Annotated in this window: 15 protein-coding genes and 7 pseudogenes; 9 read left to right on the top strand and 13 right to left on the bottom strand. The window is 69.0% G+C overall.

Annotated features, from left to right (window positions below; genetic code table 11):
• Nucleotides 1-140 precede the first annotated feature (140 nt).
• The 3 genes from JW613_RS22050 to JW613_RS22040 all read right to left on the bottom strand — a co-directional run bounded on the left by JW613_RS22050 (nucleotide 141) and on the right by JW613_RS22040 (nucleotide 1,285).
• Nucleotides 141-518: a hypothetical protein gene (locus JW613_RS22050; protein ID WP_209212562.1), complete on the bottom strand. Its 378-nt coding sequence runs from the start codon at nucleotides 516-518 to the stop codon at nucleotides 141-143.
• On the bottom strand, nucleotides 511-741 hold the full coding sequence (locus tag JW613_RS22045; protein ID WP_209212561.1) for a hypothetical protein: 231 nt from the start codon (nucleotides 739-741) through the stop codon (nucleotides 511-513). The genes JW613_RS22050 and JW613_RS22045 overlap by 8 nt, the downstream gene beginning before the upstream one ends.
• 346 nt (nucleotides 742-1,087) lie before the next feature.
• The gene (locus JW613_RS22040; RefSeq protein ID WP_209212560.1) at nucleotides 1,088-1,285 is read right to left on the bottom strand and encodes a hypothetical protein; all 198 of its coding nucleotides are present in this window, start codon (nucleotides 1,283-1,285) and stop codon (nucleotides 1,088-1,090) included.
• 44 nt (nucleotides 1,286-1,329) lie between these two features.
• On the opposite strand from JW613_RS22040, the pseudogene JW613_RS22035 reads away from it, so the two are divergent.
• A pseudogene (locus JW613_RS22035) lies at nucleotides 1,330-1,581 on the top strand (Tn3 family transposase); the annotation flags it as partial.
• Between the two features lie 23 nt (nucleotides 1,582-1,604).
• On the opposite strand, the gene JW613_RS22030 reads toward JW613_RS22035, so the two are convergent.
• The gene (locus JW613_RS22030; protein WP_209212601.1) at nucleotides 1,605-2,702 is read right to left on the bottom strand and encodes a MerR family transcriptional regulator; all 1,098 of its coding nucleotides are present in this window, start codon (nucleotides 2,700-2,702) and stop codon (nucleotides 1,605-1,607) included.
• A 311-nt stretch (nucleotides 2,703-3,013) separates the two neighbouring features.
• Between JW613_RS22030 and JW613_RS37055 the strand changes: the two are divergent.
• Nucleotides 3,014-3,142, top strand: a pseudogene (locus JW613_RS37055) (zinc finger domain-containing protein); the annotation flags it as partial.
• Nucleotides 3,116-3,964 (top strand): recombinase family protein, encoded by an 849-nt coding sequence (locus tag JW613_RS22025; protein WP_443742842.1) that lies wholly within the window; start codon nucleotides 3,116-3,118, stop codon nucleotides 3,962-3,964. The pseudogene JW613_RS37055 and the gene JW613_RS22025, both read left to right, overlap by 27 nt.
• Nucleotides 3,965-4,012: 48 nt before the next feature.
• Here JW613_RS22025 and JW613_RS22020 read toward each other — a convergent pair.
• The 3 genes and pseudogenes from JW613_RS22020 to JW613_RS22010 form a co-directional block, all read right to left on the bottom strand.
• A pseudogene (locus tag JW613_RS22020) lies at nucleotides 4,013-4,291 on the bottom strand (inositol monophosphatase family protein); the annotation flags it as partial.
• A 66-nt stretch (nucleotides 4,292-4,357) separates the two neighbouring features.
• Nucleotides 4,358-5,044: a response regulator gene (locus tag JW613_RS22015; RefSeq protein ID WP_209212559.1), complete on the bottom strand. Its 687-nt coding sequence runs from the start codon at nucleotides 5,042-5,044 to the stop codon at nucleotides 4,358-4,360.
• Nucleotides 5,041-6,339, bottom strand: a complete 1,299-nt coding sequence (locus tag JW613_RS22010; RefSeq protein WP_209212558.1) for a sensor histidine kinase — start codon at nucleotides 6,337-6,339, stop codon at nucleotides 5,041-5,043. The genes JW613_RS22015 and JW613_RS22010 overlap by 4 nt, the downstream gene beginning before the upstream one ends.
• A 216-nt stretch (nucleotides 6,340-6,555) precedes the next feature.
• Here JW613_RS22010 and JW613_RS22005 point away from each other — a divergent pair, with 216 nt between their 5' ends.
• The 3 genes from JW613_RS22005 (at nucleotide 6,556) to JW613_RS21995 (ending at nucleotide 10,503) form a co-directional block, all read left to right on the top strand.
• Complete coding sequence (locus JW613_RS22005; RefSeq protein WP_209212557.1) at nucleotides 6,556-7,248, top strand: ABC transporter ATP-binding protein; 693 nt, start codon at nucleotides 6,556-6,558, stop codon at nucleotides 7,246-7,248.
• Nucleotides 7,245-9,695 (top strand): ABC transporter permease, encoded by a 2,451-nt coding sequence (locus JW613_RS22000; protein ID WP_209212556.1) that lies wholly within the window; start codon nucleotides 7,245-7,247, stop codon nucleotides 9,693-9,695. Before JW613_RS22005 ends, JW613_RS22000 begins: the two co-directional genes overlap by 4 nt.
• 334 nt (nucleotides 9,696-10,029) lie before the next feature.
• The gene (locus tag JW613_RS21995) at nucleotides 10,030-10,503 is read left to right on the top strand and encodes a hypothetical protein (protein ID WP_209212555.1); all 474 of its coding nucleotides are present in this window, start codon (nucleotides 10,030-10,032) and stop codon (nucleotides 10,501-10,503) included.
• Nucleotides 10,504-10,519: 16 nt separating this feature from the next.
• On the opposite strand, the pseudogene JW613_RS21990 reads toward JW613_RS21995, so the two are convergent.
• Nucleotides 10,520-10,992 (bottom strand): annotated as a pseudogene (locus JW613_RS21990) (hypothetical protein).
• 127 nt (nucleotides 10,993-11,119) lie between these two features.
• Between JW613_RS21990 and JW613_RS21985 the strand changes: the two are divergent.
• A pseudogene (locus JW613_RS21985) lies at nucleotides 11,120-11,818 on the top strand (Tn3 family transposase); the annotation flags it as partial.
• 214 nt (nucleotides 11,819-12,032) lie between these two features.
• Here JW613_RS21985 and JW613_RS21980 read toward each other — a convergent pair.
• Nucleotides 12,033-12,623, bottom strand: coding sequence for a cysteine hydrolase family protein (locus JW613_RS21980; protein ID WP_307865991.1), 591 nt, complete (start codon nucleotides 12,621-12,623; stop codon nucleotides 12,033-12,035).
• A 96-nt stretch (nucleotides 12,624-12,719) separates the two neighbouring features.
• A complete protein-coding gene (locus tag JW613_RS21975; protein WP_209212554.1) occupies nucleotides 12,720-13,964 on the bottom strand; it encodes an MFS transporter in 1,245 nt (414 codons plus the stop codon).
• 141 nt (nucleotides 13,965-14,105) lie between these two features.
• Between JW613_RS21975 and JW613_RS21970 the strand changes: the two are divergent.
• Nucleotides 14,106-15,037 (top strand): annotated as a pseudogene (locus JW613_RS21970) (LysR family transcriptional regulator).
• A 42-nt stretch (nucleotides 15,038-15,079) separates the two neighbouring features.
• Here the strand turns inward: JW613_RS21970 and JW613_RS21965 are convergent.
• Nucleotides 15,080-16,055: pseudogene (locus JW613_RS21965) on the bottom strand (tyrosine-type recombinase/integrase).
• A 1,106-nt stretch (nucleotides 16,056-17,161) separates the two neighbouring features.
• The gene (locus JW613_RS21960; protein WP_209212553.1) at nucleotides 17,162-17,818 is read right to left on the bottom strand and encodes a TetR/AcrR family transcriptional regulator; all 657 of its coding nucleotides are present in this window, start codon (nucleotides 17,816-17,818) and stop codon (nucleotides 17,162-17,164) included.
• 78 nt (nucleotides 17,819-17,896) lie between these two features.
• On the opposite strand from JW613_RS21960, the gene JW613_RS21955 reads away from it, so the two are divergent.
• On the top strand, nucleotides 17,897-19,405 hold the full coding sequence (locus JW613_RS21955; protein ID WP_245226076.1) for an MFS transporter: 1,509 nt from the start codon (nucleotides 17,897-17,899) through the stop codon (nucleotides 19,403-19,405).
• A gap of 365 nt (nucleotides 19,406-19,770) precedes the next feature.
• Here the strand turns inward: JW613_RS21955 and JW613_RS21950 are convergent, their stop codons facing one another.
• The gene (locus JW613_RS21950) at nucleotides 19,771-20,340 is read right to left on the bottom strand and encodes a DUF3885 domain-containing protein (RefSeq protein WP_307865990.1); all 570 of its coding nucleotides are present in this window, start codon (nucleotides 20,338-20,340) and stop codon (nucleotides 19,771-19,773) included.
• Nucleotides 20,341-20,362 lie beyond the last annotated feature (22 nt).

Here is a 20,362-nt window from a genome sequence, read left to right as displayed (position 1 = left end):
TCGCTCCCGGCGGGCCGGTAGCCGAGCTGGCTGTCAGCGCGGCAAGGGCCGGCGGCAGTACGGACAGGGCTTCGTGGGGGTCTAGTGGGTGACGCCGTAGAGCAGGGCGCCGATCAGCCCCAGTACGACGGCGACGTAGGTCACTTGGGCGCGCACGGTCTGCCCCCGTCCCGGGTGCAGGCGGCGTCCGGGAGGAGCACGGCCGCCTCGTGCTGCACCACCGGATCGGTGGGCAGCGCGGTCGGCTCGATGGCGAAGCGGCCAGGGCCGCTGTGGTCGAGGGCGGCGTGCCGCAGTCTCCTGGCGAGGTCGTAGGCGGCGCGGGACACCGCCGAGGCTCCCAGCCGCGCACCCCGGGCGTTCCAGGCGTACCGGGCCGGCCTGTCGGCCGGCTGCTCGGCCGGTGAGATCTTCCACTGCGCCCGCAGGAACTGGTGGCGCACGGTTCCCTCGATCCCGTGCCGCGCGAGTGAATCGGCCATCATCCGGCGGCCGGACATCTCCCGGTGCTCAGCCACGATGCACTTTCCGAGCTCTGGAGCGGCTGCGTGCGGCGCGCTCCTTCATCACCCTCACAGCCACCTGGGCGGCCTTGCCGTATGGGAAACGTTCCGTCGAGCCGTTCGCGCACGGCAGGCAGGCGGACACCGCGGCGGCCGGGCCCGAGCCGCGTTCCTCGAAGATGATCGGCTCGACGTCTTCGGCGGTGTCGCGGTGCCAGGTGCAGTAGCCGGCACTCATCTGGCAGTCCTTTCAGGGTCTTTTTCCGTGGGGCGGGCGGTGTTCGAGCCTGTACATCTGCGGCAGCGAGCCCCGACGCACCGAACTGCTGTGTCGTCATCGGCCTTGTCGGCCCCCGCGGTCAGCGGGCCTCCGCACCGGGGGCAGGTCCCGTACCAGCCGGGCCGGTGCGACGCGCTGCGAGGCGGGATCGTCCTAGGCATCGCGACCTCATCCCCGGGCCGGCACAGGGCGCACTGACAGTCCGGCCAGCGGGAGGTCGTCCTCGGCAGCTTGGTCGGGCGGACGATGCGCGGCCGGGTCCAAGAGCGCCCCGAGTCGCGGGATACGCGGACCGTCATACGGCTCACTTCGCGGCCCTCCCCGTCCAAGGGCGCAGGACGTCGCGCCGGGCGGCGTTGTAGGCGTCCCGCTCCTGCTGGGTGGCCGCGCGCAGATGCTTCGGGCCGGCCCACCACTCATAACCGGTGGGCGTGACCAGCTGCACGGGGCCGTCGGGTCGGGGCTGCTGTACCCGGTCCGTCCACGGCGGCTCAGGCGGCATCTGCTGCCCGGTGGTCTCGCCAACCCGATACGCGCCAGGAGCGTGGCGCTCTCGGGCTGGTCCTCAACGCCGTGGTGCTGTGGAACACCCGTTACCTCGACGCCGCCGTGGCCCGGCTCCGCGCCGAGGGCCACGACATCAAGGACGAGGACGTCGCCCGGCTCTCCTTGCTCAAGGACCGGCACGTCAACTTCCTGGGCCGGTACCTGTTCAACATCACCGCCAGCGGCCCCGGCCAGGGCCTGCGGCCCTTCCGCGACCCAGACGCGTCCGAGGACGGTGACGAGGAGGAGTAATCCGGGTCCGGACCGGTGTCCATTCAAGCTATGAGCAGACGGAGTCCGAGGTCTGCCGTGTCGAGGTGGGCGAGGCCGCTGTTGCGCTCAGCCCACCGGCCGGAGTCGAGGTCGTCGCGGAGGCTTCGCACCGCCCGCCGCTCGGCGTCCGGCCCGACCCGCGTCCACACCGACATCGCACGGCGGACGTGCTCCTCCAGATACGCCCCCGGTCTGCGCCAGTACGCCTCAAACAGGCCGTCAGCACAGTCCCACGGGATGGGCACCGGCTCGGCGCGGGCGCCGATCGCATCGGCCATCCCCGCAAGTGAGGGAAATTCCGCGAGGACGGTGGCGAACTCGGGCAGGTAGTCGCGGGTGAGCCAGAACCGGTCCTGCCATCCGGGCTCGTCGGTGTCGAACGTCAGCACCACCACGCGTCGGGCTACACGCCGCATCTCGCGCAGCCCCGCTATTGGGTCCCCCCAGTGGTGAACAGTGGAGACGGCCATCGCGACGTCGAAGGAGTGGTCCTCGAACGGCAGGCTCTCCGCGGCGGCGGCCATGCACGGCGCCGAACCGGCAGGCCGCTGACGCCGCATGACCTCCGACGGCTCCACCGCGGTCACCTCGCGATCAGCCGGCTCGTAGGAGCCCGTGCCGGCCCCGACATTCAGCACCGTCCGAGCGTCGCCGAGCGCGTCCCAGATCTGCGCTGCGATCCGAGGCTCGGTACGCCGCGTCGCGGGATAAGCGCCGCCGATCGCGTCGTACAGCCGTGCACCGAGCATCCCCAGTTGCTCCTCCGGTGTCACCTTCAGTCCCCTCGCCCGTGCCTCAAGTTCCCTGTCGATGGCCGCCACCATGGCGTCAGCTCGATCGCGCCGCTCCAGCAGCAGGCCGCGCAGTCGGCGCAGGTGCGCGACTGCGTTGGTGGACGAGTCGCCGACCAGTTCCGCAACCTCCCGCAGACCGAAGCCCAGCCGCCGGTAGGCCAGCACCTCCCGCAGCCGCTCCACGTCGCCCGCCGAGTAGGCCCGGTACCCACCCGCGGTCCGCGTCGACGGACGCACGAGCCCGATCTCGTCATAGTGATGCAGCGTGCGGACGCTCACGCCGGCCAGGTCGGCCACGCGCCCCACTGTCCAGTGATCTTCCACGGCACCGACTATGCAGCCTGACGTCACGTGAGGGTCAAGAGCCGCACCATGGCCCACAAGAGCCGACGCGGAGGCCATAGCCGCACGCCGCGTTACTGTCAGAAACGGGGGGCCTTTGCGCGAACAAGACCAAGAGCAGATTGCCGGAGCCCTGCCGACACCGGATCTCACAACTCGTTCTCATCAAAGACGGAACGGACCCCCTTCTGAGACTTGCATTTCGCGAAAATCCGCGCCCATGACGGCCCCTCAGCACCCCCTCCCCGGCCGACCGGTCGGACGCGGACGACGTCGAACGGCACGCCTGTCCGAAGTGCGACGTGCAGCCCGGCTCGCCGTGCCGCTCACGCGGCGGCACCGTCGCCTCCGCCTACCACACCCGCCGCTTCACGAAGGTGCCCCAGCTGAAAAAGGCGCTGCGGGTGCCCACCCCGGCCGACCGCGGACCGGGACGGCCGTGGCGGCCGGGCACCCCGCCGCCGCCGATCGACCCGGACGTGTCGAGCGTGGACATCCGCATCGGCTACGCGCGCTGTTCGACGCTCGGGCAGGAACTCGACTCGCAGCTCGACGCGCTCGCGGGGCACGGCATTCCGAGGGACAAGATCTTCAGCGAGAAGATCAGCACTCGGGTGCGGGTCCGCCCCCGGTTCGAGGAGGCACTGAGGACGGCGCGGGAGGTCAAGGCGCACGCCCCGCACTGCCGCGTCATCTTCACCGTCTACGAGATGAAGCGCCTCGGCCGCGACGCCGCCGAACTCACCGCGCTCGCCGACCACCTCACCGCCCACGGCCTGGTCCTGGAGATGCTCGCCGGACCCCTGCGCGGCATCTACGACCCCACCGGCCCCGGCAAGCTGCTGTTCGCGTTCTTCGCCGCGATGGCGGAGACCGAGCGGGAGAACATCCGCGAGTCGACACTGGAAGGGCTCGACACCGCGGCCTGCAAGGGCAAGCACGGCGGCCGGCCCCCGGTCATCACCGACGACATGCTCCACACCGTGCTGCGGCGCCGTGCAGCCGGTGAGTCCGTCGAGCAGATCCAGCCCGACCTGATCATCCCCTCCGGCAAGCGCAAGGGACAGAACCCCTCCGTCGCCAGCATCTACCGGGCGCTCGCCGAACACGCCAAGCGCGAGGCGTACCCCCAAGCCGTCGAACAGGCCCATGCCGACTTCGCCGCCCTCCAGGTTGGCGATGTACCCGGACCTCGCCTCACTCTCCCTGACCGAGCGTCACTCTGATTACAGAGAGCTGCCTGTCACTTCGTCGTAGCTTCGGGAGAACAGGGCCGTGCCGCACAGGGGTCCCACCAACCAGTGGCGCACAGCGTCGGCGGCACCCTGCTGCCCGCCTTCCTCGCCGAGCACCGCATCATCGGGCCGTGCGGCACGGATGACGCCGAGGATCGCCTCCTCTGCCTCCACATCGACGGCGGTGACAAAGTCCCCGGCACCCTTGTCGATGCGGCTGAGCCGCTGGCCGTACATGTCGCGGATCACGTTCGCGCCAGCCAGCGCCCCGGCTATCGCGACTGCAGCATCGTCGGAGCTCGTGCATGAGTCGATCACGCCGTGCAGGCTATCGAGGCGAAGCTGTCGCCTCGGCGATCCTTGCCGGACAGAGCACTGGCGAAGCTAGGCGCCCCCGCCCGGGGCGATCAGCCCCGTCTCGTAGGCAAAGACGACGGCCTGGACGCGGTCGCGCAGGTCCAGCTTCGACAGGATACGGCCGACGTGACTTTTGACCGTGGTCGGGCTGAGGAACAGCCGGGAGGCGAGTTCGGCATTACTGAGGCCCGTCGCGAGTAGGCGGAGCACCTCGAGCTCGCGCGGGGTCAGGCCGGACAGATCGCGGTGCGGGGCGATGGTCTGCGGTTCGTAGTGATGGGCGAAGCGCTCGATCAGCCGACGAGTGATCGTGGGTGCGAGGAGAGCGTCGCCGGTCTGCACCAGGCGTAGGGCGGAGACCAGATGTTCGGGACTGACGTCCTTGAGCAGGAAGCCGCTGGCGCCGGCCGTGAGCGCGGCGTAGACGTAGTGGTCGAGGTCGTATGTGGTCAGGATGATCACCCGCGATCCGGCCGGGCCGGCGTCGCCGATGATGCGCCTGGTGGCCTCGATGCCGTCCATCTCCGGCATCCGGATGTCCATGAGGACGACGTCGGGCCGCGTACGGCGAACCGCTGCGACAGCCTCGGCCCCGTCGGCGGCCTCGGCCGTCACTTCGATGCCGTCCGCCGCCAGGATCATCTTGAAACCGGTGCGTACGAGAGCTTGATCATCGGCGATGACGACGCGCAGAGTCGACCGGTCCGCGGTCATACCGCGCTCCGCGGCATGCGGGCCGTCACGCGGTAGCCGCCGGTCGGCGTCGGTCCGGCCGTCAGCTCACCTTGGTAAACGGCCAACCGCTCGCGCAGCCCCATGTGGCCACGGCCGTTACTCTGCACGGGCGCGGATTCCTTGGCACCGCCCGTGTCCGTGATCTCGATCTCCAGACAGGCGTCGGTGTAACCGATGGTGACGGTCGCCTGCGCGCCGCGCGCATGCTTGATCGTGTTGGTCAGCGCCTCCTGTACGACGCGATACGCCGCGAGGCCCACCCCCGGTGGCAGCGGATCCGGCGGCAGCGACACCCCGACGCTGACCGGCGTACCGGCGGCACGTACGCGTGCGACGAGCGCGTCAAGCTGCGCGAGCCCAGGCTGGGGCTCCAGGCCGTCGGGCCTCTCGTGGTCCGGGGCGGCCAGCAGGCCCATCACGTGGCGGAGTTCGGCCATGGCGGCCCGACCGCCCGCCTCGACGGCCAGCAGTGCCTCCTTGGACTGCTCGGGCGCCATGTCCATCACTTTGCGGGCCGCCCCGGCCTGGATCACCATCACGCTCACATTGTGGGTCACGACGTCGTGCAGTTCGGCGGCAATGCGGACACGCTCCTCTTCGACGGCGCGACGTGTGGTCTCCTCCTGAGCGGCCTGCAGTTCTGCCATCCGGTCCCGGCTGGAGGCCAGCCGCAGTTGCAGAAAGCGGACGAGGCTGGCCAGCATCCCTGCCACCAGGAGCACGAATCCCGGGCTGGACCATCCGGGGAGCACGGGCTCCGCGTTGCGGAAAGCGAAGCCGGACAGCGCAGCGGCGATCACCAGGACAGCGATCGCCGCTATCCGGTAACGGCTGTATACAACGGCGCTGTAGGCGCCGATGACACAGGCCAGGACGGTGATCCACGAGGCGGAGCTGCCGATGGCCAGTGCTGCTCCCAGCACCACCACGAACAAGGTCAGCGGATACCGGCGCCGGGCTGCCAGCGGCAGCGTCGACAGGAAGACCAGGGCCCAGGGCACGGAAGGGGGTTCCTCCTTCACTGGCACCTGACCAGGGTCGGGCGGCGAGGGCGGGGCCGGGACCCCGGTCCCGACGTCCACCCTAGGCGGATCGATGTTCACCGGCCCGTCGCCGGGATAGCGCACCGCCACGAACAGGGCAATGACGGTCAGTACGACCGCCAGCACCACATCGGCGCGCACCGCTCGCCGGGACAGCGGGGCGGCCTTCGCCTCCGGGCGTAGCGCGTCGACGAGTTGCTGATGCCAGTTGCGCCGGTCTTCCGTCTCCACCCGTGCATTGTGCTGCGCTCTCCGCCCGGCCCGCGTCCGCCTGTCCGGCCAGGACATTGCCCAAGAGGCCTACTTCTCAGGTATGACTCGCGGCCGAATCCTCCGCAGGAAGGACCTGATGTTGGTTCCGCGGCCGACGCGCCCCATACGCGGCACTTCTAGGTTCGCAGGCAACGGCAACGGTGCCTCTCGCGATCGTAAGGACGGACAACTCGTATGCATCAAGTGATCGAACTGGAGGGTGTGGTGAAGCGCTACGTCAGCGCCGACGCGCCGGCGCTCGGACCGCTCACGCTCAGCGTCGCCAAGGGTGAGGCCCTTGCCGTTACGGGCCCTTCCGGCAGCGGCAAGTCCACGCTGCTGAATCTCGTCGCTGGTCTGGACAAGCCGACCGATGGCGCCGTGACCGTGGCCGGGCGACGGATCGACCAGTTGAGCGAGCATGCCCTCGCCAAGTTCCGTCGCGAGCACATCGGCATGGCCTTTCAGTTCTTCAATCTTCTCGACGACCTCACCGTTACCGACAACATTCGGCTCCCGGCCCAGCTGATTGGGACCAGTCGGCGCAGGGCCGCGGCCCGCGCGGGTGAGCTCATGGAGATGCTGGGGATCCAGAAGCATGCCCGCGCCTACCCGGGCCGATTGTCCGGAGGTGAACGTCAACGGGTCGCGGTCGCTCGGGCGTTGGTCAACCGGCCCGCGCTGCTGCTCGCCGACGAGCCCACCGGTGCGCTCGACACCGCCTCGGGCCACGACGTCCGCAATCTGCTGATGGATCTGCACCGCGCCGGACAGACCATCGTGCTGGTGACGCATGACCTGACGCTGGCGGAGGCGTGTGCGAGCCGCACTGTTCACCTGGTCGACGGTCACGCCGCCCTCGACTCTTACGCGCAGGCCGCCCGATGAGCCTGTTCGGTACCGGCGCGCTGGGCCGGGTCGTGCGTTCCGGGGTGAGCCGACGGCGGGTGCAGACCGTGGTGATCGCCGTGGCCACGATGATGGCCGTGGCGTCGGCCGTGGTAGCCGGGTCGCTGATGGTCGCTGCGGCCGCGCCCTTCGACCACGCTTTCGGGAAGCAACAGGGTGCGCACATCACCGCGCAGTTCGATCCGGCCAAGGCGAGTGCGGGGGAGCTGGCGAAGACCGGGAAGTTGCCCGGCGTCGCCGCGAGCGCGGGGCCGTACCCGTCCACGTCGGTCCGCCCGGTGGATCGGGCGGGCTTCCAACTGCCCACGCTGACCCTGGTCGGGCGGTCCGGTCCGGAAGGAGCCGTGGACCGCGTGGATCTGCAGTCCGGCCGATGGGCGCAGAAGCCGGGCGAGATCGTGCTCGACGCGTCGTTCGAGGGGCCCGCCATCGGGATCGGCGCCACCCTGAAGGCCTCGGACACCACGAACGCCCCAACTCTTTCGATCGTCGGCTTCGCTGTGTCGGCCAGCAAGACCGCCGACTCCTGGGCGACTCCCGCGCAGGTCGACGCGCTGGCGTCGGAGGGCAACCCAGTCTCGAGTCAGATGCTCTACCGCTTCGACTCCGCGAGCACGAAGGAGCAGATCCTCGCCGACCGCAAGAAGCTCGCCGCCTCCGTGGGGTCCCGGGCGCTGCTGGGAACCCAGTCCTGGCTGGACACCAAGCGCGCCGCTGATCAGGGTGCGGCGGCGACCGTCCCGTTCGTGATGGCTTTCGGCATGCTCGGCATCGCGATGTCGGTGATCATCGTTAGCAGCGTGATCAGTGGTGCGGTCGGCACCAGCCTGCGCAGGATCGGCATTCTCAAGGCCATCGGCTTCACTCCGCGCGAGGTCGTACGCGCCTACGTGGCCCAGGCGCTGATTCCGGCCGGTGCAGGCATGGCCCTGGGGGTCGTCCTGGGAAATCTCCTGGCAGTGCCGCTACTCTCGGACACCGAGGCGGTATACGGCACCGTCTCGCTGTCAGTGGCCTGGTGGGTGGACGTCACGGTGCCGGCCGCCGCCCTGGTCGTCGTGGGGCTCGCGGCGTTGATTCCCGCACTGCGGGCCGGAAGACTGTGTACGGTCGAGGCCATCGCGGTCGGCCGGTCGCCACGCACAGGACGCGGCCAGTGGGCGCATCGGGTGATGGGGGTGCTGCCGCTGCCACGTCCGGTGACCTACGGTCTCGCGACCCCCTTCACGCATCCGGTACGTACCCTCGCGATGCTGCTCGCGGTGACGTTCGGCACGGTCGCGGCGACGTTCGCGGTGGGGCTGACCTCGTCCCTGAACGCAATCGGCACCTCCCAGGACCCCGAGAACCGTGCCGCGGTCACGGTCACGACGACCAAGGCAATCGAAGTAGCTCCTCCCCCGACGCCTCCTGCGGGGGGCAACGCGGAAGACTCGCCTCCCCCTGGCGGCAGCGAGCCAGGCCCGCCTCCCGTGGAAGACAGCGCGACAAGCACGTCCCAAAAGCCCAAGGTCGCAGATCCGGCGAAGGTGCGGGCCGCCGTCACGTCGCAGCCGGGTACGGAGTCGTACTACGGCAAGGCCCAGACCGAGGTCACCGTGGCAGGGATCTCCGGCTCGATCCAGGCCGACCTCTACGAGGGCAATGCGCGCTCCGGCAGCTACGAGATGCTCTCCGGGCACTGGATCACTGGTAAGGGGCAGGTCGTGGTGCCCTCCCGCTTCCTGGAGAGGACCAGCACCAAGATGGGTGACACGGTGCGGGCGACCTACGAGAAGGAGACCGCGAACCTGCGGATCGTGGGCGAGTCCTTCGACACGTCGGGCAGCCAGCTGGTAATCCACGCGGACATGGCCAACTTCACGTCGGCCAAGCCCAGTACCTTCCTCATCGAGACCAAGCCCGGCGTCTCCGCCGACGAATACGCTCAGGAGGTCGCCGCAGTCGTACAGCCGCTGGGGGGCGACGCCACCACCAACGTCTCCTCGGGGCAGGAGGGCGTCATCCTCATCATGTCCGCGATGGCGGTGCTGCTCACCCTCATGCTGATCACCGTGGCCGGTCTCGGCGTACTCAACTCCGTGGTCCTCGACACCCGGGAACGCATTCACGACCTGGGCGTCTGCAAGGCGATCGGCATGACGCCGCGGCAGACCATGTGCCTCGTGCTCGCCTCGGTGGCCATGATCGGCGCGATCGGCGGGCTCATCGGCGTCCCTGCGGGGTACGCGCTGCACCACGTCGTCATGCCGGTGATGGGGCGTGCCGTAGGAACCAGCCTGCCACCGCTGGTCCTCGATGTATACGGACCTTTCCAACTGCTCCTGCTGGGGCTCGGCGGGGTCGTGATCGCGGTGCTGGGCGCGCTGATCCCGGCAGGCTGGGCCGCCAGGGCGCGTACGGCCACGGCGCTGCGCACCGAGTAGCGTCCGGCGGAGCGCGAGCGGCTGGGGCGGATCCGCCGGGTCCGCGAGGTCGGGCCGCCTGTACAGGCACAGGTGCCGATGCCCCCGTCCAGGCAGGTCCTCCTGAGAGGGACTCGGAAGGCCCGGATGGGGCCCGGCAGCGGGAAGCGATGCGGGGCATCGGCGGCGAGACCGGGCGTGGGGCAGCAGCTCCGACCCGGTCTCGGGGGCTGAGATTGGTAACCGTCGGCCGGACAACCCGCTCACCCCGACGCCCGCCGGGCCATGATCAATATCAGCGGCACTTTCTGTACCGCAACTACTCACACCCGGAGGCGCGAAGCTCCACACCATCATGAAGGTCCTCGGGCACATCTCCGTGAACATGGCGCTCGTCTATGCGCAGATCAGCGACCACGAAGTCCTGCGTGACTATCAGGCCGTGCTCGGTCCCGGCGCCACCATCGCCGGCCCTGCCGCCGACGAACTGCGCAGCGGCACGCTGCCGGATGCGTCGGTCGACTGGCTCAAGACGAACTTCTTCAAGACCGAACTCGAACTCGGCCGTTGCCTTCGGCTTCCCGCCGGAGGCCCCTGCGAATGCGACCTCTACCTGACCTGCGCGAAGTTCGTCACCACGCCCGAATACCCACCACGACTGCGGGCACGGCGCGAGCTCGAGCTGGCCCTCGCCCGCGACGCGGCCGAACGTGGCTGGGACCGCGAGGTCGAACGCCACCGCTGCACCAGCGAACGCATCGAAAGACTCCTGGCCGACCTCAGCCAGCCGGCCAACGCGGAAGCGGTGGAGGACAGCTCCAGTGCGTGATCAACCCGTAGCGGAGCTACCGGAGCGGTCCTCGCTCGTCAACGTGGGCAGTGGGCTCCGACCAGAACACGTCGGCATCCACTGGGCCATAGGCGATGTTGAAGGTGTCCAGCCAGTACGACCAGTCCCGCACTCCCGCCGCGCTGCTGAAACGGTAGTTGAGCTGCCAGCGGACCCACTGGCCGGAGGCAAGACGCACGGCTGGGGGCCGTCGCGGCCGAGGGGGATGGCGAACAGAGGCTGCACTCGGGGAAGGACGCGCAGCTGGCCGTCGGCTTCGCGGAGCTGGACGTCGACCTTGCGCAGGTCTTCCTCGACGCCATGGGGCTCGAAGCCGTCTCGCTCATGCATGCGGACCACGTGGGCAAACGAGGGCGGCACAGACGGAACAGGGAAGCCGACCGGGGCCGCGTTCCTACGGGCGGCGGCCTCTCCTCCACGGGACTGTTTTGTCCCGGACGTTCGTATCCACTGGACGGTGATTTCCACGGCCTCCACCCCCTGCCACTCCGTTGAAGATCTCACTCTATGCGCGCGGCTTCTCCGGCCCGCACCAACACCGCCAATGCCACGAGCGGCAAGCCGAAGGAAGATCAACTTGAACTTCCGCATAAACAGCGACATTGTCTTCGGGCTGCTCACCTTGGCGGGGTTCACGTATGCGCCGCAGCTCGCTGACCTGCCGGACCAGAAAGTGTGGCGCATCGACCGTGCCGCCGACTACGGCGCCTTCCGGGATGCGGCCCGCGGCCGGATCGATCTCGCCAGGATTGAACGGCACTGGGAGGACATTCTTCGGATCATCGGCTCCATCCACACCGGTGCCGTGCGCGCGTACGACGTGATCCGGATGCTGTCCCGCGACGGCCGACCCACCCCGCTCGGCGATGCGATCGCCCACTACGGGCGGATCGCCAAGACCCTGCACATCCTGCGGCTGACCGACGAGCCCGGCTACCGGCGGCAGATCAAGAGTCAGGCGAACCTCCAGGAGGGGAGCCACTCCCTCGCCCGGAAGGTCTTCCATGGCCGGTCCGGGCAGCTCTACCAGCGCTACCAGGACGGTATGGAAGACCAGATCGGCGCCCTGGGCCTGGTCCTCAACGCCCTCGTGCTGTTCAACACGCGGTACATGGACGCCGCGGTGAACCAGCTGCGTGCGGATGGCTTCGACGTCCGTGACAAGGACGTGGCCCGCCTCTCGCCGTTCGTCAGGCATCACATCAACATGCTCGGCCGGTACTCCTTCCAGCTTCCCGACCTGCCCGGCGGCCTGCGTCCGCTGCGCGATCCGGACGCGGCCGAAGAGGTGTGAATCTGGTGCAGGTGGCATTCACCGCCGGGGCTATCCCGGCGGTGACGTTTGCACTGGTCATCGGCTCGTAGTGTGCCGGGAGCCGTAACGCAACCTGAGGTCGCGGCGGCTATGAAGTTCCGGGCTGCTGTTGGGTCGGCACTGGGGGGGCGTGAGGGGCCGCCAACACTGGGTGGATGCGGCGGCCGTGGGCGGGATCGGTTCGTGGTTCGAGTCAGTCAGCCCGGAGCAGGGTGTGCATCTCGGTGGTGTCGATGATGTGGGCCCCGGAAGACTTTGTGGAGCAGGACGTTGTGGACTTCGGTGTCTGGGTCGGCGACGCCGTCGGAAGGACGTAGAGCTGGTAGTCGCGGTCGGCCGCGTCGATGACGGTGGACAGGACGGCGCCGCTGGTGCTGATGCCGGAGGCGACCAGAGTGGTGATGCCGCGCTCGCGTAGCTGCTGGTCGAGGTCAGTGGTGGACATGCCGCCGTAGCGGATCTTGCGCACGACGATATCGCCGTCCTGGGGAGCCAGGCGCTCTTGGATGGCAGTGGCAGGGTCCTCGTGGTGCATGACACGGTGTTGGGCCAGCGGGGCGATGGACTTGTTGGAGGCCGGAAACGCGTCCCAGTCGGCATCGGTGAAGCCGACGCGTACGTAGGCGATGGTGCCGCCGTTTGCGCGAACGTCGGCGATAGCCCCTTCCACACGACCGAGCAGGGCGTTTCGGTCCTCGCCTTCGGGCCCAAAGGCCAGGATCGCGGGCTGGTGGTCCATGACGAGAAGAGCGGTGTGGGGGGCAGGTGCGGGGGCAGTGCTCACTCGAGTGTTCTCGTTGCTGGTGGTGTGCCTGTCGACGCGGACGCGCACCGGTGGACCGGCTGAGGGCTGCGGACTTCAGTGGTGAGTTGCGGTGTCTCATGAGTGGCTGCGGGACAGTTCCGGCTCGTGCTGCAACGTCTGGTCCTGTCGGAGAAGCAGGAGCGGGGTGGTCAGGATGAGCAGTCCTGCGACCGTGAGAGCGGTGCGAGGGCTGGTGACGTCGGCGAGCAGCCCGGCGAGTGCGGTGAGGACGGCGATGGACGCCTGCTGGCCGATCGACCAGGCCGTCAGGGTGCGGGCGACGAGATGCTTGGGGGTGTGTTCGAGCCGGTAGGTGGCGAGCACTGGGCTGTACAGGCTCATGTTGATGATGATCGCCAGCTCGATGGCCGTCACGGTGACGAGACCGAAGGCGCCTGGACGGACAAAGGCCAGGCCGATCAGCCAGATGGCGCGCAGTGTGCCGACGGTCCGGAAGACCCAGTGCCGGCCGAAGCGGGCCACGACACGGCGGGCCAACCGGGAGCCGATGAGTCCGCCGAGGCAGGGGGCGGCGAAGGCGAGGGCGTACTGCCAGGGTGGGAACCCGAGCTGGCGTAGCAGGAGCACGGCCAGCAGCGGCTCGGTGGCCATGATCAGACCGGCGACAAGCATTTGGTTGAGGTAGAGCGGCCGCAGACCGGGGTGGCCCATGATGTGTCGCCAGCCGTCGAGCAGTGCGCCCGCCCGGACCGGGCTCTTGTCGGTTGTTCGCGGTGCTTCTTCCTGGCCACCGATCGCGGTGATGCCCAACGCGGAGAGCAGGTAGCTGAGCGCGTCGGCCACCACGGTAGTGACCGGCCCGAACAGGCCGATCGCCGCCCCGCCCAGCGGTGGCCCCACTGCGATGGAGCTCCAGTTCGTGGACTCGAATCGCGCGTTGGCCACGAGCAGGTCATCCGGTCGGACGAGGGCCTTGAGATAGGCGCCGCTGGCCGCGTTGAAGGCGATCTTAGCTGCGGCGACCACGGCCGAGACCACGAGCAGTTGGACGAGACTGAGCCACTCGAAGGCGTAGGCGACGGGGATCGTCGCCATGGACGCGAACCGGGCCACGTCCATCATGATCATGACTGAGCGCTTGCGCCGGAACTCCACCCACGGCGCGAGCGGCACCGCGATCAGCGCACCCACCGCAGGCCCCACCGCGGACAGCGCGGACACCTCAGCAGGCCCGGCATGCAGCACCAGCACAGCGATCAGCGGCAACGCCCCGAACCCCAGCCCGGACCCATACGCGCTCACCGCATATGACGCCCACAGCCAGCCGAACTGCCAGCCCAACCGTCTCCTGCCCACCATGCTCAGCGCACTCCCCTTGATGGCTCCACCCGAACAAACTGACGTTGACCGATGAGAGACAAGCGGGCAGGAAAACAGCAGGTCAAACAACTGACCTGCCAACAATCCACAACCGTCTGTTGTTAGCTAAGGTGAGCTGGCGTGGATCTCGCAGTACGTACCTTCGTCGCCGTCGCGGAAGGGGGCCAGTTCCAGAAAGCCGCGGCCGACCTGTCGATCACTCAGCAGGCCGTCTCCAAACGCATCGCCGCGCTGGAGCGCGCCCTCGGCGTGCGGCTGTTTACCCGTGCCCCACGCGGCGCTGAACTCACCATCGACGGGCAGGCATTCCTGCCCCACGCACGCGAGCTGCTACGCGTCGCCGAGCGTGCGGGCGCGTCCGTGCGCCCCGGCCGCCGTCCGCTACGCGTCGACGTGATCGCCTCGCGCAGCGCGCAGTCGAGCCTGAAGCGCGGCTTCCACCGCACACACCCCGACATCGACCTCGACGTGATGATGCTCTTCGACATCGAGACGGCCGTCACCGCCATCCGCTCCGGGGCCATCGACGCGTCCTTCCGCGCCGTCGCCGCGCCCGGCCGCCCCCTTCCCGAGGACATCGCCTCCGTCCGGGTGCTCGACGAGCCGCTCCAACTCCTCACCGGCCCCGCCCACACACTGGCGGGCGCCCGGTCGGTGACCGTCGCCCAGCTCACCGGGCACCGGATCTGGATGCCCGGCATCGCCCCGGCACCGAGTGGGGCGCCTACTATGACGACCTCGTCGCCGAGTCCGGCCTCACCATCGAGGCGACCGGCCCCAACTTCGGTTCCGACGCGCTCCTCGACACCATCTCCGACACCCCAGCCCTGGCCACCTTCATGGGTGAGCACACCCGCCTCATCTGGCCCGACGGCCACGGTCTGCGCCGCATCCCGGTGACCGACCCGACGGCCGTCTACCCGCACTCGCTCCTCTGGCACCGCGACAGCCCCCACACAGCGCTGACCACCCTCCGCACCCACCTCGCCGCCACGACGGCCGTCCACGACGCCGCCGGGATCTGGGCACCGGGCTGGGTGATTCCGCTCTGAACGGCTCCTGCCCGTGCGGCCAGGCCTGTCCAGAGCGGGCGGTCAACGGCGGGCGTCGCCGGGGGCGAGCAGGCTGGTCAGCTCGGCGACTGCCTGCGGGGAGGGCTTGAAGTAGCGGCGGACGTTCTCCGGCTTCTTGTGCCGGGACTTCGCCATCAGCGTCAACAGCGAGGCACCCCGCTCGCTGAGATGGGTCAGGGCGGAGTGGCGGTACTCGTGCAGGTCCCAGCCCGTACCCGGCCCGCGCAGGGCGGCGTGCTCGTCGAGCAGGGCGCGGGCCTGCCCGTACGACAGCCTGGCCAGCCCAGTGTCCGGGCATACGTCGCGGGGGCTGACGACCTTGCCCGGCCCAGGGCAGCGGTGGGTGACGAACACCGGCCCGCAGGTGCGGCCCTTGAGCAGTCGGGGCAGCAGCCGGGCGGTACCGGCGTCCCAGTACACGGTCTCCAGCACGTAGTCCTCGCGTGCCTGGCCCCGGCGGCGAGCCTTGGTCCGGGCACCCTTGGCCTTGATCAGGCAACGCCGCCCGGCGAAGGCCAGCTCCTCGATGTTGACGCCCAGGATCTCCTCGGACCGCCCGGCGGTCTCGTAGAGCATCCGCCACAGCGTCTTCTCCCGCAGGTGCACCTCCCTGCGCGCGATCAGCCGGTCGACCGCCATCTTCGAGCGGGCCGGGGTCTCGGAGTCCGGCACCGCCAGCCGTTTCGCCCAGGCCCGGGACCATCGGTCCCTCGTAGCCTCGCTCACGGCACCAACCGAGCCAGGACAGCGCCCCCGCCCGGCGGGAATTCCAGGTGTTGATCGCCGCGGTGCCCCAGAGCAATTCGAGGGCCTCGCCGACCTCGTCGTCCGCAACCGACGCCAGTGGCCGGGCCTCGCCGAGCCGTTCGGCGGTCTTGCCTACCCCGATCCCATAGTTCCGGATCGTGTTCGGGTTACCAAGCAAGTCGAGAAACACGTCCGCCGCCGCCCGGACGGTCAACGCCTTCCCGGCCGGCAACTGCACGACGCTGGGCACCGCTTCCCCCTTGCCACAGATAACAGGGCCGCTTCGCACGCGGCCCGTAGAACGTCACCGCAGGTGGCGGATCAAGTTAGCGCAGATACTGGAGTGTTATCCGTGGGACGACTTCAGACCGGTCCGCCGGTCGAAGCTCCGTCAGCCGCCCGCCAGGGGCGACGGAGGCTTAGCGCCGGTTTTCGTTCCGATGTTCCTACCGACGCCAATTGCAACCGATGCGAATACGCGATACGAGACTGGACGGCCGCTCGTTGATCGCCAAGCAGGTCGCTGACCTGGTCCTTCAGGGGGCCGGACGGTGGTCGTTGCACGCTACCGGACCGGGGCACAGGCGCTTGGCCGGTATCACTCCTTCGGGGGACTGAACTGGGGAAACGTCCCGGGGTCGCATTGGACGCGACGTTCTCGCGTCCAATGCGATAGGCGGAGAGTGATGAACGGATGGGTGTGGACACCCTTGTGCCCGGCTCGGCCCGGCTTCACCTGGTCGACGGTCTGCCGCTGCTGCGGCCGGAAGAGCAGGTCTTCGAGGCGATGCTGACCGGCTGGCGCAACCAGCAGTTGGCCAGGAATCTGTCACCCGGCTACGTCGAGGGCCAGGAACGCACGGTGCGTGCGTTCGCCCGCCACGCCGACGAGCTGCCGTGGGAGTGGGCGTCTCAGCACGTCGATGAGTGGTCCGTTGACTTGCGGTCGGTGCGGGGATGCGCTCGCTCACGGTGCGGAACTACCAGGGGAGGCCGAGCGTGCAGACCACGGCCCACACCCGGTGAGTTGACCGTGAACGTGTGGGTCACGGGCGCCGGGCGATCCGTGTCTCCCACTCGGTAGCCGCCCATGCTGTGCGGAGCAGCGCTTGACCATGATGTTCGCGCTGGTGAGCGCTACCCACTGCGGCATGCGCCACCGCGCGCCGGTCCGTGACGATCGCCGGCGACTTCGAGCCGCGCGTATGCCACGGGTTCGCTCGCCACCCACCGGCCGGCGCGCACCCGGTCGGGAGACCGGCGCCTTCGACCGACAGCCACCGCTTACGACGTTGTCGGCCACCGAGGGTCGTGGCGCTCCGATCGCCGGCGCGTCGTGGTCCGGTTCTTCGGCGGCTATCGACGGACCGCGTACTCGCCCAGCCCGTTCTCCACCAGCCCGAAGACCTTCTGAGCGAGGGTGACCATGGTCGGGTAGATCTCGTCGACGCCCTCGCCCTTGATCCGGCGCTTGTGGATCTCGTCGTGGAGGGAGGTGCGGGCCGCGGCGATCTGCATGGCCGCGCAGCGCGCGACCGCCTCGTCCGGACTGCTTCGCTCCCCGTCCGCCTCGGCGATGAGTTCGTGCGCGAGCAGTTGCGTGCCCCGGGCGCTCCAGGCGTACGTTCGGGTCAGCAGCGCCGGTGTCGCCAGAATCAGTTCGTGTACACGCACGTTCAGCGGGTCGGGGCTCATGCCGATCGACGCGTCCCGGGCTGCCAGCTGCTCGAGGAACTGCCGGTGTACGGCCGCCACGGCGGACTCCCCCGGTTGGCGTTCGCGTACCGCGCGGGCCAGGTCTCCGGTGTGCTCCTCCATGGGCTTGAAGACCAGGTCTTCCTTGCTTCCGAAGTAATTGAAGACCGTCATCTTCGAAACGTCCGCGGCGTCGGCGATCTCCGCCACCGCTACCTCGTCGAAGCCCCGCTCGACGAAGAGTTCGATGGCGATCCGCCGGATCCGCAGCGAGGTGTCCCGCTTCTTGCGCTCGCGCAGTCCCATACGTTCGACCATGACGCCGACTTTATCAAGACGAAAATTGAGCCTGGCCGAAAAATTGACTCAGTACATATTTGCTGCCACCGTGGGGTGATGGCCTCCTCCATGACCCCCCTGCAGCGGAACATCGCCCTCGCCGCCTGCCTGGCGACCGTGCTCCTCGCCGTCTTGGACATGCAGATCGTGTCCGCGGCGACGGTGCCGATCGTCCGCGACCTCGACCCTCTCCACGGAGTGGACCGCATACCCTGGCTGATCAGCGCCTACAGCCTGGCGGCCACCGCGGCCCTGCCGCTGTACGGCAAGCTCTGCGACGTCCTCGGCGCCAAGCACGTCTTCCTCGCAGCCGTGACCGTCTTCCTTGTCGGCTCCGGGCTCTGCGGCACCGCCCAGAACATGGACTCGCTCATCGCCTTCCGGGCGATCCAGGGCATCGGTGGCGGCGGCCTGATGAGCGTCACCCTGGTCGTCATGGCCCAACTCATGGCCGGCGCCGGGAAGCAGGGCCCGAACGGGACCAACATGGGCGGCCTGATCGCCGGCGCCGGCATGGCGCTGGGCCCGGTCGTCGGCGGCGCCCTCGCCGACCACGCCGACTGGCGCTGGATCTTCTACATCAACGTGCCTCTCGGCGTCGCCGTCCTCGTCGCCGCCGGCTACACCCTGCGCCTACCACGGCAGACCGCCGCCCGCCGCATCGACCTTCCGGGCGCCGCCCTCGTGGCCGCCTTCGCGAGCGCACTGCTGCTGGTGACGGAGTGGGGCGGCACGAACCACCCCTGGTCCTCGGCCACGATCCGCGGGTTGATCGGCGCCGCAGCCCTGTCGCTTGCCCTCTTCCTCCGGCGACAGGCGACCGCGTCGGAACCGATCCTGCCGCTGTCACTCTTCAAACACCCGGTACTGGCCGGCTCGTTCGCCATCCAACTCCTGCTCGGCATGGCCCTGACCGGCTCGATCGTCTATGTCCTCATGTACCTCCAGCTGGCCCGGGACGTCGCCGCGACCCAGGCCAGCCTGTACCTGATCCCCATGGCGATCGGCATGGCTGTCGTCGGCCTAGCTTCCGCACAACTGGCCCGCCGTGGCTGGACCGCCCGGACATTCGTGGTGTCCGGCACGGCGACCGCAACGGTCGCGCTGGCCTCGCTGGCGACGAGCGGTACCGGCACCAGCCTGTGGCTCGTCCGAGGCGAGATGCTGCTTCTGGGCCTGGGCTTCGGGCAACTCCTCGGCCAGCTCATCCTGCTCGCCCAGGAGTCCGCCCCCACGCACCACCTGGGCGTGGCCACCACCTCCGCCCGGTTCTTCCAGACACTGGGCAGCGCCCTGGGCACGGCGCTCTTCGGGACGGTGCTGGCCCGGGTGTACCAGGCGCAGGTGCCCAACTCGACGACCAGCGCAATCGCCCATCTCGAAGGCACGGCACGAACGGAAGCGGTACGCGGCTTCGTCACGGGCACCCACTGGGTCTTCCTCTGCGCGGCCGGTGCGATGGCGCTCGCCCTGCTCCTGTCCGTACTGCTGCCGAAACGCCCCAGCCCGGAACGGCCGGAACCACAGCGGCAGCCCACCGGGACAGCACCGGCTGAAAGCCGCTGAAGCATGTTGCTGAAAGCACAAGCGCTGGAGACAGATCCTGTGGCCACGGCCGAAATCCCTCATGGCCCTCATTCGATCGTGGCCGTGACGTGAGAGGTCGCACGGGTTCCCCACGCATGAAAGCGGTCTGAGCCCGTGCGGCCCTGGCCCATCTGCCTCCACCGGCATCTCTGCGCGCAACCCGGCGGGTTGGGCGTGGAGTCGACCTCCACATGGCGGGCAGGCTCAACTCCGACTGGCCCATCCTCTTCGCCGGACTGACCATCGCCGCGCTCCCCATGATCATCATTTTCCTGCTGGACCAACGGCACTTCATTCAGGGCCTGGCGGAAGGTGTGGGGAAGCGACCCCTCGCAGACAGAGCTTCACAGGCCGGCCGGGTGGCTGGACAACCAGCCAGCATGCCGGTTGCGGAGCCGATCCCGTTCAGCGGGAGTGCGGACGAAAACGTCCGCGCCACCGTCGTAGGGGTGGTGGATGCGCTCCATCCGGACGTCGGTGACGAGGACGCCCGCCACCTCGTCGTCGGCGACCGCACGCAGCAGGCCGTCGATGCACCCGAGCCGCCAAGGGCGACGGCCGACGAAGAGGTGGGAGTAGGTGGCGTACTCCGGATCGGGGTCCTCCACTGTCGGAAGAGTCCGCCAGTAGCCCGCGCCAGGCGCGTGAGCGGGGACGCCGGGCTCGGCCGTCCACACCGGACGGACCACGTACACGTCCTCGTCTGCGAACAACTCGTCGAGCACGGTGTTGTAGCGCTCCAGGACAACGGCGTATTCGCCGTCGTTCTCCGGATACCTTTTCGATTTCGGCAGGCTGTGGAAGCGCACCCACACCTCCGGGTAGGCACCGCGGAGCCTGTGTCCGACAGGGTCACATTCGGGCCAGCGCTGCTGCCACAGTGCCGTCAAAGCAGCCTGCTCACTTCCGGACACCGGTAGCTCCCGTCCCCCGCAT

The sequence above is a fragment of the Streptomyces smyrnaeus genome, from assembly GCF_017676345.1.
GTDB classification, from domain to species: Bacteria; Actinomycetota; Actinomycetes; order Streptomycetales; family Streptomycetaceae; genus Streptomyces; species Streptomyces smyrnaeus.
Note: the sequence above shows the minus strand (reverse complement) of the source record. Positions and strands in the feature narration are given on the sequence as shown.

Coding starts and splice junctions, on each gene's coding strand:
- JW613_RS22045 (WP_209212561.1), bottom strand. CDS start 741: ATGAGTGCCGGCTACTGCACCTGGCACCGCGACACCGCCGAAGACGTC.
- JW613_RS22040 (WP_209212560.1), bottom strand. CDS start 1,285: ATGCCGCCTGAGCCGCCGTGGACGGACCGGGTACAGCAGCCCCGACCC.
- JW613_RS22015 (WP_209212559.1), bottom strand. CDS start 5,044: ATGACCGCGGACCGGTCGACTCTGCGCGTCGTCATCGCCGATGATCAA.
- JW613_RS22005 (WP_209212557.1), top strand. CDS start 6,556: ATGCATCAAGTGATCGAACTGGAGGGTGTGGTGAAGCGCTACGTCAGC.
- JW613_RS22000 (WP_209212556.1), top strand. CDS start 7,245: ATGAGCCTGTTCGGTACCGGCGCGCTGGGCCGGGTCGTGCGTTCCGGG.
- JW613_RS21995 (WP_209212555.1), top strand. CDS start 10,030: ATGAAGGTCCTCGGGCACATCTCCGTGAACATGGCGCTCGTCTATGCG.
- JW613_RS21975 (WP_209212554.1), bottom strand. CDS start 13,964: ATGGTGGGCAGGAGACGGTTGGGCTGGCAGTTCGGCTGGCTGTGGGCG.
- JW613_RS21960 (WP_209212553.1), bottom strand. CDS start 17,818: ATGGTCGAACGTATGGGACTGCGCGAGCGCAAGAAGCGGGACACCTCG.
- JW613_RS21955 (WP_245226076.1), top strand. CDS start 17,897: ATGGCCTCCTCCATGACCCCCCTGCAGCGGAACATCGCCCTCGCCGCC.